General features: G+C 69.8%; 15 protein-coding genes. 8 read left to right on the forward strand and 7 right to left on the reverse strand.

Annotation, left to right across the window (positions count from 1 at the left end; all coding sequences use genetic code 11):
• Window positions 1–484 precede the first annotated feature (484 nt).
• The 3 genes from WMF14_RS47110 (at window position 485) to WMF14_RS47120 (ending at window position 2735) form a co-directional block, all read left to right on the forward strand.
• Complete coding sequence (locus WMF14_RS47110) at window positions 485–880, forward strand: hypothetical protein (RefSeq protein WP_437797316.1); 396 nt, start codon at window positions 485–487, stop codon at window positions 878–880.
• Between the two features lie 68 nt (window positions 881–948).
• On the forward strand, window positions 949–1530 hold the full coding sequence (locus WMF14_RS47115; protein WP_272096473.1) for a metallophosphoesterase family protein: 582 nt from the start codon (window positions 949–951) through the stop codon (window positions 1528–1530).
• Window positions 1531–1646: 116 nt separating this feature from the next.
• The gene (locus WMF14_RS47120) at window positions 1647–2735 is read left to right on the forward strand and encodes a formylglycine-generating enzyme family protein (RefSeq protein WP_437797319.1); all 1089 of its coding nucleotides are present in this window, start codon (window positions 1647–1649) and stop codon (window positions 2733–2735) included.
• Between the two features lie 4 nt (window positions 2736–2739).
• Here the strand turns inward: WMF14_RS47120 and WMF14_RS47125 are convergent, their stop codons facing one another.
• On the reverse strand, window positions 2740–3612 hold the full coding sequence (locus WMF14_RS47125; protein WP_437797321.1) for an NAD(P)-dependent oxidoreductase: 873 nt from the start codon (window positions 3610–3612) through the stop codon (window positions 2740–2742).
• Between the two features lie 321 nt (window positions 3613–3933).
• Here WMF14_RS47125 and WMF14_RS47130 point away from each other — a divergent pair, with 321 nt between their 5' ends.
• Window positions 3934–4638, forward strand: a complete 705-nt coding sequence (locus WMF14_RS47130; RefSeq protein ID WP_437797323.1) for a helix-turn-helix domain-containing protein — start codon at window positions 3934–3936, stop codon at window positions 4636–4638.
• Window positions 4639–4738: 100 nt separating this feature from the next.
• Here WMF14_RS47130 and WMF14_RS47135 read toward each other — a convergent pair whose 3' ends face one another.
• From WMF14_RS47135 to WMF14_RS47145, 3 genes are all read right to left on the reverse strand, one after another.
• A complete protein-coding gene (locus WMF14_RS47135; RefSeq protein WP_437797324.1) occupies window positions 4739–5134 on the reverse strand; it encodes a DUF779 domain-containing protein in 396 nt (131 codons plus the stop codon).
• On the reverse strand, window positions 5134–6654 hold the full coding sequence (gene adh / locus WMF14_RS47140; RefSeq protein WP_437797326.1) for an aldehyde dehydrogenase: 1521 nt from the start codon (window positions 6652–6654) through the stop codon (window positions 5134–5136). The genes WMF14_RS47135 and adh overlap by 1 nt, the downstream gene beginning before the upstream one ends.
• A 111-nt stretch (window positions 6655–6765) precedes the next feature.
• Window positions 6766–7152 (reverse strand): hypothetical protein, encoded by a 387-nt coding sequence (locus WMF14_RS47145; RefSeq protein ID WP_437797328.1) that lies wholly within the window; start codon window positions 7150–7152, stop codon window positions 6766–6768.
• A 142-nt stretch (window positions 7153–7294) separates the two neighbouring features.
• On the opposite strand from WMF14_RS47145, the gene polX reads away from it, so the two are divergent.
• The 3 genes from polX to WMF14_RS47160 all read left to right on the forward strand — a co-directional run bounded on the left by polX (window position 7295) and on the right by WMF14_RS47160 (window position 11581).
• Window positions 7295–9022: a DNA polymerase/3'-5' exonuclease PolX gene (gene polX, locus WMF14_RS47150; RefSeq protein ID WP_437797330.1), complete on the forward strand. Its 1728-nt coding sequence runs from the start codon at window positions 7295–7297 to the stop codon at window positions 9020–9022.
• A 175-nt stretch (window positions 9023–9197) separates the two neighbouring features.
• On the forward strand, window positions 9198–10592 hold the full coding sequence (locus WMF14_RS47155) for a pyridoxal-phosphate dependent enzyme (protein WP_373372210.1): 1395 nt from the start codon (window positions 9198–9200) through the stop codon (window positions 10590–10592).
• A 68-nt stretch (window positions 10593–10660) separates the two neighbouring features.
• Window positions 10661–11581, forward strand: coding sequence for a cyclase family protein (locus WMF14_RS47160; protein WP_437797332.1), 921 nt, complete (start codon window positions 10661–10663; stop codon window positions 11579–11581).
• 123 nt (window positions 11582–11704) lie between these two features.
• Here WMF14_RS47160 and WMF14_RS47165 read toward each other — a convergent pair whose 3' ends face one another.
• Window positions 11705–11899: a hypothetical protein gene (locus WMF14_RS47165; protein ID WP_437797334.1), complete on the reverse strand. Its 195-nt coding sequence runs from the start codon at window positions 11897–11899 to the stop codon at window positions 11705–11707.
• Window positions 11900–12479: 580 nt separating this feature from the next.
• On the opposite strand from WMF14_RS47165, the gene WMF14_RS47170 reads away from it, so the two are divergent.
• Window positions 12480–13946 (forward strand): hypothetical protein, encoded by a 1467-nt coding sequence (locus WMF14_RS47170; protein WP_437797336.1) that lies wholly within the window; start codon window positions 12480–12482, stop codon window positions 13944–13946.
• Between the two features lie 215 nt (window positions 13947–14161).
• On the opposite strand, the gene WMF14_RS47175 is transcribed toward WMF14_RS47170, so the two are convergent.
• Together WMF14_RS47175 and WMF14_RS47180 are read right to left on the reverse strand one after the other, a co-directional pair.
• Window positions 14162–15526, reverse strand: a complete 1365-nt coding sequence (locus tag WMF14_RS47175; RefSeq protein ID WP_437797337.1) for a sigma 54-interacting transcriptional regulator — start codon at window positions 15524–15526, stop codon at window positions 14162–14164.
• A 78-nt stretch (window positions 15527–15604) separates the two neighbouring features.
• Entirely contained in the window at window positions 15605–16351 is a 747-nt protein-coding gene (locus tag WMF14_RS47180; protein ID WP_437797339.1) for a hypothetical protein, read from the reverse strand.
• Window positions 16352–16588: the final 237 nt, after the last annotated feature.

Raw genomic sequence — 16588 nt, forward strand, 5'->3', positions numbered from 1 at the left:
GAGACGAGTGGACTCATCTTTTTTTTGGAGGCACGTCCAGCGGGAGACGAGTGCGACTCATCTTTTTTTGGAGGCACGTCCAGCGGGAGACGAGTGGACTCATCTTTTTTTGGAGGCACGTCCAGCGGGAGACGAGTGCGACTCATCTTTTTTTGGAGGCACGTCCAGCGGGAGACGAGTGCGACTCATCTTTTTTTGGAGGCACGTCCAGCGGGAGACGAGTGGACTCATCTTTTTTTGGAGGCACGTCCAGCGGGAGACGAGTGCGACTCATCTTTTTTTGGAGGCACGTCCAGCGGGAGACGAGTGCGACTCATCTTTTTTTGGAGGCATGTCCAGCGGGAGACGGGGGCGACCCGTCTTTTTGTTGGAGAGGGGCCAGCGGGAGATGGGTGCGTCCCGTCGTTTGCTCGAGGGGCGTGCAGCGAGAGATGGGCGGGTACGAGCGCGCCTCACGATCGCCGCCATTTTCTATTTCGATCGCATGATCCAGATCGACATGGACCGCTGGTCGGCAGGGCGCGTGGTGCTCCTCGGCGACGCCGGCTACTGCCCCTCGCCGGCCTCGGGGCAGGGCACGAGCCCGGCGCTGGTCGGCGCCTGCGTGCTCGCCGGCGAGCTGGCCGCGAGCGGCGGCGATCACGGCGTCGCTTTCGCCCGCTACGAGGCGCAGATGCGCGGCTACGTGGAGCGGAACCAGGAGCTCGGCCGCAGCGCCGCCAAGCACATGACGCAGGGCCACCGGGCCTTGATCTGGCTGCAGATCCTGCTCATGCGCGCGCTGCCCCACGTGCCGTGGCGGCAGAGCATCATCCGGCAGATGCTGCGGCCGGTCCGCGACGCGGCCCAAGCAATTTCCCTGCCGGAGTACGCGGGCTGACGGGAGCGCTCCCCCGGTGCTGCGTGACGGGATGGTCGGGCGCGGCCTTCACGACTACAAACCCGCGCATGGCCAAGCGCGTGCACCGCCGAGAGGCAATCCAGCTCCGCGATGGGTCCCTGCGCCTCGTCGCGGTGGCCGACACCCACAGCCACCCGCACGCCGACAGCGCCCGGCGGATCGCCGCGCTCACGCCCGATCACATCGTCCATGCCGGCGACATCGGCGCGCTCACGGTCCTCGATGGGCTCCGGAGCATCGCGCCGCTCTCCGCGGTGCGCGGCAACATCGATGTCCATGCGCCTGACATCCCCGACTCCATCGCGCTCGACATCCGCGACGGGGACGAGACGGTGCTCACCGCCCTGCTCCTCCACATCGCCCTCTACGGCGGCAAGCTCCGAGCCGAAGTGATCCGCTTGGCAGCCGAGGTGGGCGCGTCGCTGGTCCTGTGCGGGCACTCCCATGTTCCCTTCATGGGCCGCGATCGTGGCCTGACGGCGTTCAACCCGGGATCCATCGGGCCGCGCCGATTCATGCTCCCGATCGTCTTCGGCGTGGTCGAGATCGATCGCAAGCGCGTGGCGCTCCGGCACGTGGACTGCGAGACGGGGGAGACGTGGATGCCGCCGGCCGTGGGCAGGGGGTGAGCGGAAATTCCGTGCTGTCCGAGCTCTGCAATCCTCGGAGCGAGGAGAGGGAACCGCCCGCGCCGCGACGCCATGTCGCACAACCGAAGCGGCGGCGCTCGCACCTAACCGCTCAAATGGCGACACGACCACCTCGACAGCCGACTTCGGTCCTCCTCGGCCTCTGCACCCTCGCGGTGATCCTGGGATCCAGCCACGCGTACAGCGGCGGCGCAGCGGGGCAGGACGCGGAGGCTTCCGTTCAGACCGGGGCTGGGCGCGCCCGCGCGTCGGCGTCTCCGCCGAGCTGCGCGGGCGGCACGCCCGGCGCCGACGACCGCTGCGGCCTCGGCCATGATGACGACTGCTGCGCCAGCCTGCTCGTGCCCGGCGGGACGTTCAACCGGCTCAACGACCCGCGGTATCCGGCGAGCGTGAGCAGCTTCCACCTCGACAAGTACATGGTCACGGTCGGGCGGTTTCGCCGCTACCTGGAAGAGACCGGCGGCCCGACGCAGGCGAGCCCGCCGCCGGCCGGCGCAGGAGCGCACCCGAAGATCCCGGACAGCGGGTGGGATCCGGCCTGGAACACGATGCTCCCGGCGACAACGGCCGCGATGAAGCGGGCGCTCGTCTGCGATCCTTACGGCTGGCCGACGTGGACCGACGTTCCGGCCGCGAACGAGGACAAACCCATCGTGTGCGCGACGTGGCTCGAGCTGTTCGCGTTCTGCGCGTGGGACGGCGGGCGCCTGCCGACCCAGGCCGAGATGAACTACGCGGCCGCCGGCGGCGACGAGCAACGGCTGTATCCGTGGGGCTCTTCTCCCATCACCTCCGAAGACGCAGCCTACTGCTGCCAGGGCGAAGGCTCGACGTCGCTGCCCTGCGAGGACGCGTTTCCCCCGTGGAGCCTCATCCACTGCACCACGGACGATCTCGCGCCCGTCGGCTCCTTTCCCAGGGGAGCGGGGCGCTGGGGTCAGCTCGATCTCGCCGGCGAGGCCTACAAGATCACGCGCGACGCCGCCGACGACGACCGCCCGCTCGTGCCGTGCGCCGATTGCTCCCGCCTGGACAACCACGCTGCCCTGCGCGTCACGCACGGCGGGAGCTTCGTCGCCGCCGGATACCGGCAGACGACGACCTACCGCGCCCCGTACGAGACCAACGGACGCCACTACTATGTATCGGCGATGTGCGCGCGCGACCTGCCAGGGCCGTGAGCCCTCAAGCGCTCTCGCGAAACACCTTGATGAGCGCGGCTGGCGACTCCGCCCCGTGGCCCGCGGCGACTCCCTTCCTGAAGAGCGCCGCGGCGAACGCCGGGAGCTCGGCGTTGATCCTCGCTTCCCGCGCGTGCCGCTGGATGAGCTCGACGGCCTGCGCGCAGATCTCCAGCGTGGCCTCCGAGGCCTCGTACGCTCCGGACTGGATGGAGTCCGCGTCGTGCTTGACCATCCCACCGATGGCCGGAGCGACGACGGCGGCCATGGCCCCGAAGTCGGCCACGCGGAGCCCTTCGGCCTCGCAGATGCGGGCGCCGTGGTAGAAGCCGAGGAGCCCCGCGAACAGGTGCGACAGGAACGCCAGGTCCATGGCCGCCGCCCAGCCGACCTTCTCCCCGAGGTAGCTCACGGTCCCGGCCGTGCTCTCGAGCAGCGGCTTGCTCTTCTCGTACGCCGAGCCCGAGCCCGAGACGAGGATGCTGCTCTCCGGCTTCCCCATCTGGCTCGGGGTGGCCAGGATGGCGCCGTCGAGGTAGTCGATGCCGCGCTGCTGCGCCCACGCTTCGAGGGTACGCGCGTCCTCGGGGCTGCCCGTGCTGAGCTGGACGAGCGCCTTGCCGGCGAGGGAGGAGATCACGTCGCGCCCCTCCAGCACGCCGTACGTCGCGCGGTAGTCGGTGATGCAGGTGATCACGATCCCGCTCGCCTGCGCCGCTGCGGCCGCGCTCGGGGCCAGCACCGCTCCCTCCGCGACGAGCGGCGCGGCCTTCGCGATCGAGCGGTTCCAGACGGTGACGCGAGAGCCGCTGCGGAGCAATTCCCGAGCGAGCGCGGTGCCCATGAGACCCAGACCGATGACCGTGACTTCACGCATGTGAGCTCCTTCGTTTGCAGCCCGTCTGCCGATGACGGGCGCGCCTTCGTGGCCGCCAAGGTGGGGGCCTGCGACCCGGGCCGTCGCGCACGATCGGACGCCCGGAGAGCACGTTCGGACGGCGGCGAGCGCGGAGCCGCCCTGTGGCGCGCCGCTCGGCGCCGGTGGATACTGGCCGGGATGCAGGTCATCGGACCGACCCGAGCTCCCATCCGACTGGAGCCGTCCGTGGGTGCGCCGCGCCCGTACGTCGGGGTACATGTCGGCGTTCACTCGACCCAGCCAGGCGTGATCGCGCTCGAGGCCTCGCAGGATCATCGGGTGAAGATCCATGCGGGCGCGCCGGTGCGCGGGGCCTGCCGCGCCGATCGGTTCGTCTACACGCGCGGCGACGTGGACCTGATCCCCGCCGGAGCCTCGGACGTCTGGCAGGAGGACGACGCGGGCACCTCGCTCATCCTGGCGCTGTCCCCTTCGCTGCTGCGCCGGGTCGCAGCGGACATGGGGCTCGATCCCGACAAAGCCGGCCTGGAGCCGCGCCACCAGATCAGGGACCCGCAGATCGAGCACATCGCCTGGGCGCTCGACGCCGAGCGCAGGGCCGGCGATCCGACCGGGCTTCTCTACAGGGAGAGCCTCGGCGTCGCGCTCGCCGCGCACCTCCTCGGCCGTTACAAGGCGCCGGGCCGCCTGCGGCGAGGGCTGTCTGCGCCGCAGCTACGGCGCGTGACGGCGTACATCGAGGAGCACCTCGATCACGACCTGTCGCTCGATCGGCTGGCCGGCGTCGCCGGGGTCAGCGCGTCTCACCTCAAGACGCTGTTCAAGCGGTCGACCGGCGTGCCGGTGCACGAGTACGTGATCCAGCGCCGGGTGGAGCGCGCGAAGGCGCTGCTCCTGCGCGGAGATCTGCCCGCCAGCCAGGTGGCGATCGAGGCCGGGTTCGCGCACCAGAGCCACATGGCGAGGTGCATGCGCCGCGTCCTCGGCGTGACGCCGGCAAAGGTGGCGGCCAGCGCGCGCTGACGTGGGGATGCAGTGGTACCAGTACAGCCCTTGGCGATAGAGAGAGTGCCTTCGCCTCTCGCGGGGCGGCTCCGTGCGCTGTTCGCGCGTGATGCCGCGCTCAGCCTTGCGGACCGCGCTTGACGCCGACGGCGTCAAGCGCGCAGAGCTCGTCTCCGCCGAAGACGTTGGAGCGCGTGAGGAAGCGCATCCCCTCCGGCGACTCGATCGAGAAGCCGGTCCCGCGGCCCGGGACGGCGTCGATCACGAGCTGCGTGTGTTTCCACAGCTCGAACTGCGCGCCGCCGATGTACACGGGGCAACCCTCGATCTCGCCGAGCAGCACGTCCCGCTCGCCGACCTTGAACTCGCCACGCGGATAACACATCGGGGCGCTGCCGTCGCAGCAGCCCCCCGACTGGTGGAACATCAGCGGGCCGTGGCGCGCGGCGAGCCGCCGGATGAGGGCGGCGGCCGCCTCCGTGGCCACGACGCGCGGCGGAGCCGGGGCTTCCATCAGAAGAACCCCAGCGCCTTCGGGCTGTAGCTGACGAGCAGGTTCTTCGTCTGCTGGTAATGCGAGAGCATCATCTTGTGCGTCTCGCGCCCGATGCCCGACTGCTTGTACCCGCCGAACGCCGCGTGGGCCGGATAGAGGTGGTAGCAGTTCGTCCACACGCGGCCCGCCTGGATCGCGCGGCCCATGCGATACGCCCGGTTGATGTCGCGGGTCCACACGCCCGCCCCGAGGCCGTACAGCGTGTCGTTCGCGATCGACAGCGCCTCCTCCTCGTCCTTGAACTTCGTCACGCTCACGACCGGACCGAATATCTCCTCCTGGAAGACGCGCATCCGGTTCGTGCCCTCGAAGATCGTCGGCGCGACGTAATACCCATGGTCGAGATCGCCGCCGAGCCGGACGCGCTCGCCGCCGATCAGACACTTCGCGCCCTCCTTCTTGCCGATGTCGATGTAGGAAAGGATCTTCTCGAGCTGATCATTCGAGGCCTGCGCGCCGATCATCGTCGCCGGATCGAGCGGGTCGCCCTGCTTGATCCTCCTCGTCCGCTCCACGGCGCGCTCGAGGAACTGGCCGTAGATCTTCTCGCTCACGAGCGCGCGCGAGGGGCAGGTGCAGACCTCGCCCTGGTTCAGGGCGAACATGGCGAACCCTTCGAGCACCTTGTCGGCGAAATCGTCGTTCTCCGCGAAGACGTCCTCGAAGAAGACGTTCGGCGACTTGCCGCCGAGCTCCAGCGTGACCGGGATGAGGTTCTCGGAGGCATATTGCATGATGAGCCGGCCCGTCGTGGTCTCGCCGGTGAAGGCGACCTTCGCGATGCGCGGGCTCGACGCGAGGGGTTTGCCGGCTTCGAAGCCGAAGCCGTTCACGATGTTCACCACGCCCGGCGGGAGGAGATCGCCGACGAGCTCGGCCCAGAGCAGGATCGTGGCCGGTGTCTGCTCGGCGGGCTTGAGCACCACACAGTTGCCGGCGGCGAGCGCGGGCGCGAGCTTCCATGCGGCCATGAGCAGCGGGAAGTTCCAGGGGATGATCTGCCCGACAACGCCGAGCGGCTCGGAGAAATGGTAGGCGACGGTGGTGTCGTCGAGCTGGCCGAGCGTGCCCTCGGCGCCACGGATGCAGCTCGCGAAATAGCGGAAATGATCGATGGCGAGCGGCAGGTCGGCGGCGAGCGTCTCGCGCACGGGTTTGCCGTTCTCCCAGGTCTCGGCGACCGCGAGCTTCTCTAGGTTCTGCTCCATCCGGTCGGCGATCTTGTTCAGGATGCTCGCGCGCTCGGCCGGCGAGGTTCGACCCCAGGCGGCGCGCGCGGCGTGCGCGGCGTCGAGCGCCTTGTCGATATCCTCGGCGAAGGAGCGCGGGATCTCGCAGAAGGGCCGGCCGGTCACGGGGGAGATGTCCTCGAAATGCTCCCCCTTCACCGGGGCGACCCACTCACCGCCGATGTAGTTGCCATAGCGCGACTTGAACGAAACCTTGGAGCCCTCTTGGTTGGGCGGCACGTAGACCATGGTGATCCCCTCCTCGCGTCGTTCTCGCCCCCCGACGTGTCCCCCCGCGGGCCGCCTCGGAGGCGAGCGAGGAGCAAACTCGATGGGATACTCCCTGTCAAGGGTCGAAGCCTATCGCGACTGCGGGAGGTCGGGCCGGGGAGCGAGCCGCAATGACGCCAAGAAACCAGCGAAATAAATAGGAGAGGAAATGCGGGGACAGCCCTGAGCAGCGCCGGCGCCGCGATCCGCCCTCAGGGGCAGCCGTTGCTCCCGCACGAGCTGCATCCGCCGCTCGCCGTGATCGGGCCAGAACGACCAGATGCGCTGGCGCGCAAACGCGTTGTCGGGCGTCGCGAGCAGGAAGCCCGTGGCCGGCTCGTACGCGAGGGCGCCGAGCGCGCCGAAGCCCAGGTCCCCCGAGCGCGCGTCGTAGACGTCGGGGCCGTGGCCGACCTCGGCCGGATCCGCGACCCCGAGGCGATCGGCGGCGACGCGACGGCTGCTTGAAAATTTCATCGCAAATCCGTGTACTTCGATGCTCCCGGCCGGGCGCGACCGCCGAGGTCTCCGCCGGTGACGCTGTGGCAAACTGCCCCGCTGCACGGGGCCTCGCGGCATGAACTCCGGCGGCCCGCGAGTGCTAGAGTTGCCGTCACCCATGCTCGACAAGCTCGACATCGCCCGCGCCCTCCGCGAGACGGGCACGCTCCTCCAGATCAAGGGGGAGAACCCGTTCAGAGCGCGCGCTTACGAGACGGGGGCCGAGGCGCTGGAGCAGCTCACGGACGACCTCGGCGCGCTCGTCAGGGGCAAGAAGCTCACCGGCATCAAGGGCATCGGCCCGGCGCTCGCAGCCCAGATCGCCGAGCTCTACCAGACGGGGCGCTCCGGGCAGCTCGAGGAGCTCCGCGCCGAGCTGCCCAGCGGCGTGCTGGAGCTCGCCAAGGTGCCGGGCATGAGCCTCAAGCGGATGAAGGCGCTGCACGAGGCGCTCGGCATCGGCAGCGTGGAGGAGCTGAAGAGGGCCTGTCTCGCCGGGAAGGTCCGGGCGGTGAAGGGCTTCGGGGCGAAGACCGAGGCGAGCCTGCTCGAGGGCATCGCCCGCTACGAGGCGCGCGACGAGCGCGTCCTCCTCGTCGACGCGCTCGAGGCGGCCGAGCCGCTGCTCGCCCACGTGCGCGGGTGCGACGCGACCGAGCGGGCCGATCTCGCGGGCTCGATCCGGCGCTGGGAAGAGACGGTGGCTGCCATCGACCTCGTGGCCGCGGCCGACGACCCCGCGCAGGTGATCGATTGTTTCGTCCGGTCCCCGCAGGTCGCCGAGGTCGAGGAGCGCGGCGACGCGCGTTGCAGGGTAAGGCTCTCGGGAGGCCTGCGCGGCGAGCTCCTCTGCGTGCCGCCCCGGGACTACGCCGCTGCGCTTCACCACCGGACGGGGGCGCCCGACTACCTCTCGGCGCTCGGCTCGCTCGCGCGCGAGCTGGGGCTCACGCTCGACGAGAGAGGGCTCTCGCGGGGCAAGAAACGCCTCTCCGTGAAGAAGGAAGAGGATCTCTACGAGCACATCGGCGTCCCGTACATCGCGCCCGAGCTCCGCGAGAGCGCGGAGGACATCATCGCTGCCGTGGAGCGCGCCGCGCGGGCGGGCCGCGAGGGGGAGCTCGTCGAGGAGGGCGATATCCAGGGGATGGTGCACTGCCACACGGTGTACTCGGACGGCAAGAACACGGTCGAGGAGATGGCCCTGGAGGCCGAGGCGATGGGGATGAAATACCTCACCATCACCGATCACTCGCCCGCCGCCCATTACGCGAACGGCGTCGGCCTCGACCGGCTGAAGAAGCAGTGGGACGAGATCGCCCGCGTCCAGGAGCGCGTGAGCGTCAAGCTCCTCCGAGGCACCGAGTCGGATATCCTCGAATCGGGGAAGCTCGATTATCCGGACGCGATCCTGGAGCAGCTCGACGTGATCATCGCGAGCATCCACTCGCGCATGAAGATGGACGCCGACCAGATGACGCGCAGGCTCGTCAGCGCCATGCGGCTGCCGGTCTTCAAGATCTGGGGACACGCGCTCGGCCGGCTCATCCAGCGGCGCGAGCCGTTCGCGTGCCGCGTCGAGGAGGTGCTCGACGCCGTGGCCGAGTCGAGGGCCGCCATCGAGGTGAACGGGGACCCGTACCGCCTCGACATGGAGCCCCGGTGGATCAAGGAGGCGCGCAAGCGCGGTATCCGCTTCGTGATCTCGACGGACGCACACTCGACGACCGCGCTCCACAACCTGCGGTTCGGCGTGGGGACCGCGCGGCGAGGCGGCCTCCGCCGGGACGAGGTGCTGAACGCGCGCGGCCTGGCGGCGTTCCAGAAGGCGGTCCGGCCCACCTGAGCGCGCCCTGAGCGTGGCAGCGTGCGGCCCGGACGCTGCAGACACCGCACAAGCCGCCTCCGTTCAGCGGTCGGCCGTCCGCGGCAACCCTGCGCGACGCGCGTGACGCGCGCGTCATGGCCGACAGCACCTCGACAGGCGGTGCGCGTCGTGTGACCGTTGAGCTGTCATGCCAATGCCCATGCCGACCCCTGCGCCTGCAGAGAACATCGTCGCTCTCATCGGGCATACCCCGATGATCCATGTGACTCAGCTCGACGCCGGCCCGTGCGAGCTCTTCCTCAAGATGGAGAGCCAGAACCCGGGCGGCAGCATCAAGGATCGCATCGGCCTGTCGATGATCGAGGCGGCCGAGCGCGCTGGCCAGCTCGGGGGCGAGCGGCGCCATGTGGTCGAGGCCACGGCGGGCAACACAGGGCTCGGCTTGGCGCTCGTCGCGGCGCAGAAGGGCTACCGGCTCACGCTCGTGATCCCGGACAAGATGAGCCAGGAGAAGGTGTTCCACCTGAAGGCGCTCGGCGCGCAGGTGGTGATGACGCGCTCCGACGTCGAGAAGGGCCACCCGAGCTATTACCAGGACCTGGCGGCCCGCATCGCGCGCGAGGAGGGCGCGTTCTACGTGAACCAGTTCGAGAACCCGGCGAACGCGCTCGCCCACGAGACAGGGACCGGCCCCGAGATCGACGCGCAGCTCGATCGAAGGATCGACGCGATGGTGTGCGGCGTCGGCTCCGGCGGCACCATGACCGGGCTCTCGCGCTACTTCGCCAGGGCGCAGCCGCGCTGTGAGATGGTGCTCGCCGATCCGGAGGGCTCGGTGCTGGCCGGCTACGTCAAGACCGGCAAGCTCGGCAAGGCGGGCTCGTGGCTCGTGGAGGGCATCGGGGAGGACTTCCTCCCCCCGATCCTCGACCTCACCCATGTCAAGCACGCTTACACGATCTCCGACAGGGAGAGCCTGGAGACGGCGCGGCTGCTCCTCTCCAGGACGGGCATCCTCGCCGGCTCGTCGTCCGGGACGCTGCTCGCGGCGGCCCTGCGCTACTGCCGCGAGCAGTCGTCGCCGAAGCGCGTCTGCACCCTCGTCTGCGACAGCGGCAACAAGTACCTGTCGAAGATGTACAACGATTTCTGGATGGCCGATCAGGGCTTCACCGATCGCGCGCCGACAGGGGATCTGCGCGACGTGATCACCCGCCGCCACGCCGACAGGGCGGTGGTCACGGTGCAGCGATCGGACGCGCTCCTCGTGGCCTATGCGAGGATGAAGCTCTACGACGTGTCGCAGCTGCCCGTCCTGGAGGACGGCAAGATCATCGGCATTCTTGACGAGTCCGACCTCCTCCTCGCGGCTGTCGACGACGTGACGCGCTTCCGCCAGTCGGTCGAGTCTGCGATGACGACGCGGCTCCGGACGGTCGACGTGCGGACGCCGATCCGGGATCTCCTCCCGATGTTCGACGCGGGGCTCGTGCCGATCGTGACCGATGGTGACGAGTTCGTCGGGCTGGTCACCCGCATCGACCTGATCAACTACCTGCGACGCCGGGTGAAGCTGCACGAGGTCTGAGCCGGCCCGGCGCGAGGGCCCGGCCATCCACCTTGCGGCGGCAGCGGGCTTGTGGCGACATGTGCGCCATGCAAAAGGCGCAGGGAACCGGCGTGGTCAGCTTCCTTCATGCGGGCGTCAGGCGGGCCGCGGCGTACGCGCTGTGCCCGGCGGCGCTCGCCCTCTCGGCGTGCGCGCCCGCTGCGGCGTCGCCGCCCGCCGCGGCGCCGCCGTCCGCGGCGCAGGCGGAGGGGGCGGCGCCGTCCGCGCCGCAGGCCGCGCCCGCGGTCCTCGACATCGCCACGGCGCGGGTGGTCGATCTGACGCACCCGATCACGCCGGAGATGCCGCTGTATCCTGGCGGCAAGCCGTATGCATCGGAGACGCTCAGGACCGTCGAGAAGGACTCGTACTACCTCAACCGGTTCTCGATGGACGAGCACGCGGGCACGCACGTGGACGCGCCGGCGCACTTCAAGGTCGGGACGCGGACGGTCGAGCAGATCGCGCCGGAGCAGCTCGTGGGGCCGGCGGCGGTCGTGGACGTGACGGCGAAGGTCGCGGCGAGCCCCGACCACCAGGTCACCGTGGACGATCTCCGGGGCTGGGAGGCGCGGCACGGGGCGCTCGGCGCGAGGCACATCGTGCTGATCCGGACAGGGTGGGGGGCCCGCTGGTCCGAGGCGGCGAAGTTCCTGAACCAGGACGCGAAGGGCGTGATGCACTTTCCCGGGGTCTCCGTGGAGGCGAGCCGCTACCTGAGCGAGCGCGGCGTGCGGTGCGTGGGCATCGACACGCTGTCGACCGATCCGGGACCGAGCCAGACGTTCGATCAGCACAAGGCGTTCCTCGGCGCGGGCGGCTACCACATCGAGAACCTGGCCAACCTGGAGCAGCTCCCCGAGGCGGGGGCGATCGTGGTGGTCGCGCCGCTGCCGCTCGCGCGCGGCAGCGGCGCGCCCGCCCGGGTGCTGGCGCTGGTGCCGGCCGCCGGCGGGCCGGCGAGGTAGCGCGGTGCTGGAGTCGCGTCGCTCTGGTTCGTCGCTGATCGCAGGTTAGGGAGTGCCGAGCTGCCCGGCCCCGTGGACGCGGAACCAGGGACTGAATGGCGCACGAGCTGAAGCCGCGGCGCGCTAGGGAAGAAAGACGGTGATCACACGGGAGGTCCACTCCTGGCTGCCTGTGAGGTCGTTGACGCAGCTCGGGTAGTACATGCCGTTCGTGTTGAGCGTCTGGCAGCAGGAGGCGCACGACCCGCGGATGCTGATCATCCCGCATGGCTGGACGGCCCCGCCGCTGGTGAGGTGACCGGCCGCGCACTCCCGCATGAGCGACCGTACATAGCTGCGATCGGCCTCGTCGTAGCAGGCGTTCAGGTAAGGAGAGGGGGCAAACAGATTGCCCCAGAAGGCGCCTTCCAGACGCGTGTAGGTCGTGAGCTCGAGGGTACCGGCCTTGTCGAGGACCGAGGTGGCCGCGTTCGTCCGAGCATGCGCAGATCGACATCAACGCACTTACATGGACGTCGAATCCGGAACGGAAGTTGACGGCCGCTGCTTGCGACAGCCTGCAGCGCTGCTGGCTGTCCCCAGCAACCTACACCCCTTCGCGCTCGCGACACCCGGTCGATTCGCACCTTCAGAACCGTTGATTCCATGCCGAAGACGCGCGGGCCTGCGGTGCCTTCCCCGCCGGCCAGGCGCGGAGCGCCGACGGCACGCAGCCTGCTTGTAGGTCAGGACAGCAGGCGCGCAGCGCGAAACCTGATTCCTGTCGGCACCGGCCGGCGACCACCTCCGCAAATCGCCTCGTGATCACGTCGTGATCGCGTCGCAGGGAGGGTCGTCGGCTCGTCCGAACGACATGGTCCAGCGGCGCGGAGCGTACACCGCAAACACAGGAGTGAGCATGAGAACCATCTCTTCGAAGTGCAGCGTGTTGGCCTTGGTGATTGGCGTCTCGATGGCCTTTGGATGTTCTTCCGGTTCCGGTGGCTCGTCCTCGGACGGCGATCCGCAGACCGGGGACGGCGCGCTCGCGATCATCAACGGACACGTGACCGACGAGGGCTCTGGGTCTCACGACCACAGCCTCGCCGGCGAGAGCACCGTCGCGAACACGAAGACGGTCCGCGTCTCTCATCTGCTCGAGAGCGGAGCACTCGAGTCGCTGGCAGAGACCACGATCGACGCGGAGGGGGCCTTCTCCGCGGAGGTCCCGGTGGACGCAAAGCCGCTCATCGTGCAGGCCCTCGACGGCTCGGGCCGGGTGATCGGCTCCGCGTTCCTCGATGCGGCAGGGAGCGCCGCGGGCGAGATCGCCGTCGCGGCGCCGATCTCGACCGAGAGCTCGGTCGAGGCGCTCGTGCTCATCGATCTCGCCGCCAGCGTCGCGGTGGACGCCACCGTGGCGACGGACGTGCGCGCGCTCGTCGACGCGGAGCTCGCCGCCGCGGTCGCGGCCGCGGCGTCGGCCGGCGCTGAGACCAAGGCGGTCGTGAAGGCGATCGCCGGGGCGACCCTGGGAGCGCACCACGCGGAGCTGCGCGCGCTCGCAGCCGCGGGCGCGAACATCGACGCCGACGCGCTCGCCAGCGCGGAGCTGGAGGCCGCCCAGACCCTGAACGCGGCGCTGGATAGCGAGGTCCCCGCCGGTGAGGCGACCGCTCAGTTCCTCGCGGAGGTCGACGCCGCGCTGGACGCCGCAGGAGCCACCGCCGATGTGCGCGCCCAGGCGCAGGCAGCGGCCAGCATGACCTTCCGCGCCGAGCTCAGCGCTGCGCTCGACGCGTCCGCGGACGTGGAGGTGGTCCTCTTCGCCTGCGCCCACGCCGCCGCACAGCTGGAGGCGCGCGCGACCGCGCAGGCGACCACGGAGATCGTCAAGCTGAGCGGCGCGGCGCAGGCCACCGTCGACGCGATCGCGGACGCAGGCGCCAAGCTGCAGGTGGACGTGGCCGCAGCAGCCAGCATGGACGCGATCATGACGGCGCGCACCGACTTCGTCACGAGCCTCTCTGGCGAGGCGCAGCCTGAGGCCGACGGTGCGCTCGGCCTCCTGGTGGGCACCACCGCCGACGCCAAGGCGGCGCTGCGGGCGGTCCTCGATGCCACGGTCGACCTCAACGCGCAGCTCGACGCCGACCTGAAGGCCGCGCTCTCGGCCTACCTCGACGCCGAGGCGCACGCCGGCGCGAGCGCGTCAGCGAGCCTCGACGCCAAGCTGGACGGCATCGTCGAGGCCTACACGAAGTTCGCGGCGGGGATCGAGGCGCTCGCGCCGACGCTCACCGCGGCGGCCGCCAGCGACGCGCAGGCGGAGGCGGTGACCCAGCTCCTCTGCTCCGCACAGATCATGTTCCGCACGCCGATGTGATCCGAGGTCGCCGCGGCCGGGTTCGACCGTGAACATGGGGAGGGCGAACGGGAGGACTCCTTCCCCGCCCTCCGCCTGGTCGGATGCAGTGTCATGATCGCTTGCCGGGCCGCCCCTGACAATTCCCTCATTTTGTTGGCATTTTTGGCGGAAAATTCGAGGGGATACTTCAGGGGCCGCCCGGCACGTCGGTGCCAGGGATGGTCCACGGACGCTCAGACGTCGGTCGCCAGGACGCCATGCCGGCGAAGCAGCTCCCGCAGGTAATTGCGATCCATCCGCGCCGCCCGCGCCGCGCGCGAGACATTGCTGCCGTTGGTGCGGATCAACGCATGGACATAAGCGCGTTCCCAGAGCGTGATGATTCGCTCTTTCGCCTCACGAAACGACAGCGACAGATCGTCTTCCCTGAAGACGTTCTCGCGAGCTTCCCCCTGCGCGGCCTCGACCTCGGTCGCCGCACCCTCCCGCCAGAGGACGGGATCCGCGAGCAGCACGGCCCGCTCGACCGCGCCGCGCAGCTCGCGGACGTTGCCCGGCCAGTCGTGGCGCGCCATCGCCTCCATGAGCCCCAGGGGCGGTTTGGCGCCGTCGGCGAACTGCCGGTAGAAGTGCGCGACGAGCAGCGGGATGTCCTCGCGGCGCTCCCGCAGCGACGGGACGCGTATCCGGATCACGTTCAGCCGATAGAAGAGATCGGAGCGGAAGTTGCCCCGGTTCACCTCCTGGCGCAGATCGCGGTTCGTGGCCGCGATCACCCGCACGTCCAGGCGGATCGGGTCTAGGCTGCCGACGCGCCGTATCGTCCGCTCCTCCAGGGCGCGAAGCAGCTTGGGCTGCAGGTCGAGCCGGAGCTCGCCGAGCTCGTCGAGCAGCACCGTCCCCCCGCGCGCCGCCTCGAAGGCGCCCGCCCGCGCCTGCTGCGCGCCCGTGAAGGCCCCCTTGGCGTGCCCGAACAGCTCGGACTCGATGAGCGTGGGTGGGATGGCGCCGCAGTCGATCACGACGAATGGCCCCGAGGCGCGGCGGCTCTGCTGATGGATGAGCTCGGCGAGGAGCCCCTTGCCGGTGCCGGTCTCCCCTTCGAGGAGCACCGTCGAGTCGGACGCCGCGACCCGCGGCAGCATGGCAAAGATACGCCGCATCGCGGTGCTCTGCCCGAGGACGCGCCCGGAGAGGTCCTCATCCCCGAGCGGCTCGCGGATCTCGTCCGGAAGGACGTCGAATCGGAGCGTGGACTGGCCCACGCCAATCAGCGCCCCCGGATCGAGGTACGCAGCTTCGACGCGGATCCCTGAGACCCTCGTGCCATTGGTGCTGCCGAGGTCCCGGAGCAGAAACCCCTGTGGCGTGACGGTGATGACGCAGTGGTGCCGCGATACGGCCTGGTCGGTCAGGACAAGCTGGTTGCCGCGGGCGGAGCCGATCACGAGCTCCGGCGCATCTGCCACCTGCGAGGCGCCCTGATCAGGGCCGAGCTGCACCTGGACGTGGAACCTGCTGAACGCCACCTCGCGGGGGCGCGCCTCCAGCACCGCTGTCGCGCCGACATCCTGGCAGGGGGGTCGCTCCGAGGCCATCGACCTCAAGCTACCACATGAGCGACCGCCCCGCGCTCCCGAAGCGCACACAGGCAAGCGCCGCGCCTGCCCGGTGCGTCAGAGGCTGCTGCAGGGCGCGAACGAGTCGAGAGAGATGCTGCTATGCAGGCTCGTGGTGATGGTCTCCACGTAGCGGCCGCCTCCCGGCGTGTCACACGTGGAGTGGCCGTCCGCGTCGCGAGCGCAGGCGAGGGAGCACGGGCCAAGGAGGGTGACGCCGCACGTGGGCGAGATGCCGCAGATCCGCTGGACCGAATGTCCGCTCCAGTCGACGCCGCACGCCGCCACATCCGTGTTGTCGATGCAGCCGAACGCAGCCGGGCTGTCCGGATGGAAGAGGTTGCCGAACATCGTGGCATCCGGGGTGGTGAACTCGGACGGCGCGGCCCCCGCGCGTCCGGCGAGCGCCTGGTGGCTCCCCGTCATCCGGACCTCCACTTTCATGCTGAGACCGTTGAGCGTCTGAAGCAGGCACGCCGTCATCCACCGCTGTGTCTCGACGTCCTCCAGAGGCGACGATATCCACCGTGGCGCGAGGCCGACCGTGCCCTCGAAAGAGTCCCCCGCGGCCTCACCGCGCAGCGCCTCGCCTCCAGGGAGCGCGCAGAGGATCACGTAGGAGAGGAGCCGCCGCCCCTCTGCGCTCGCGAGCAGCGGGGTGTCGGTGAGCTCGCCGCTCGATCCCTCGAGCGGGACCTCAGCCAGGGCGCGCAAGGCTTGCTGCGTCGCGGATCGCCAGAAGAACTCGGGATCGTCTCCGTTCATGACGATGATCGCGTCCTGCTCCTCGGGGCGCGAGCTCATGCCGCTGTGCCGCTCCGCACCACATCCGGCGATGAAGAGAGAAAACCCCGTTATGACAGCGCTGAACGCTCGTGAAATGGACATGATCCCCCCGGGGCGCGCGCGGCGCCGAACGCATGTGCTCGGCGAGCAAGCTGTGCAAGGTGCAGGCCGGCCCTCTGCTTCAGCGGCTCGCCCCGGCGGGAGCAGGCCCTGCAAGAGAAATGGCCGCGCCGCCGCGCGAAGCACCCGAGTCGT

It is taken from the genome of Sorangium sp. So ce693, from assembly GCF_051521375.1.
Taxonomy (GTDB): domain Bacteria; phylum Myxococcota_A; class Polyangia; order Polyangiales; family Polyangiaceae; genus Sorangium; species Sorangium atrum.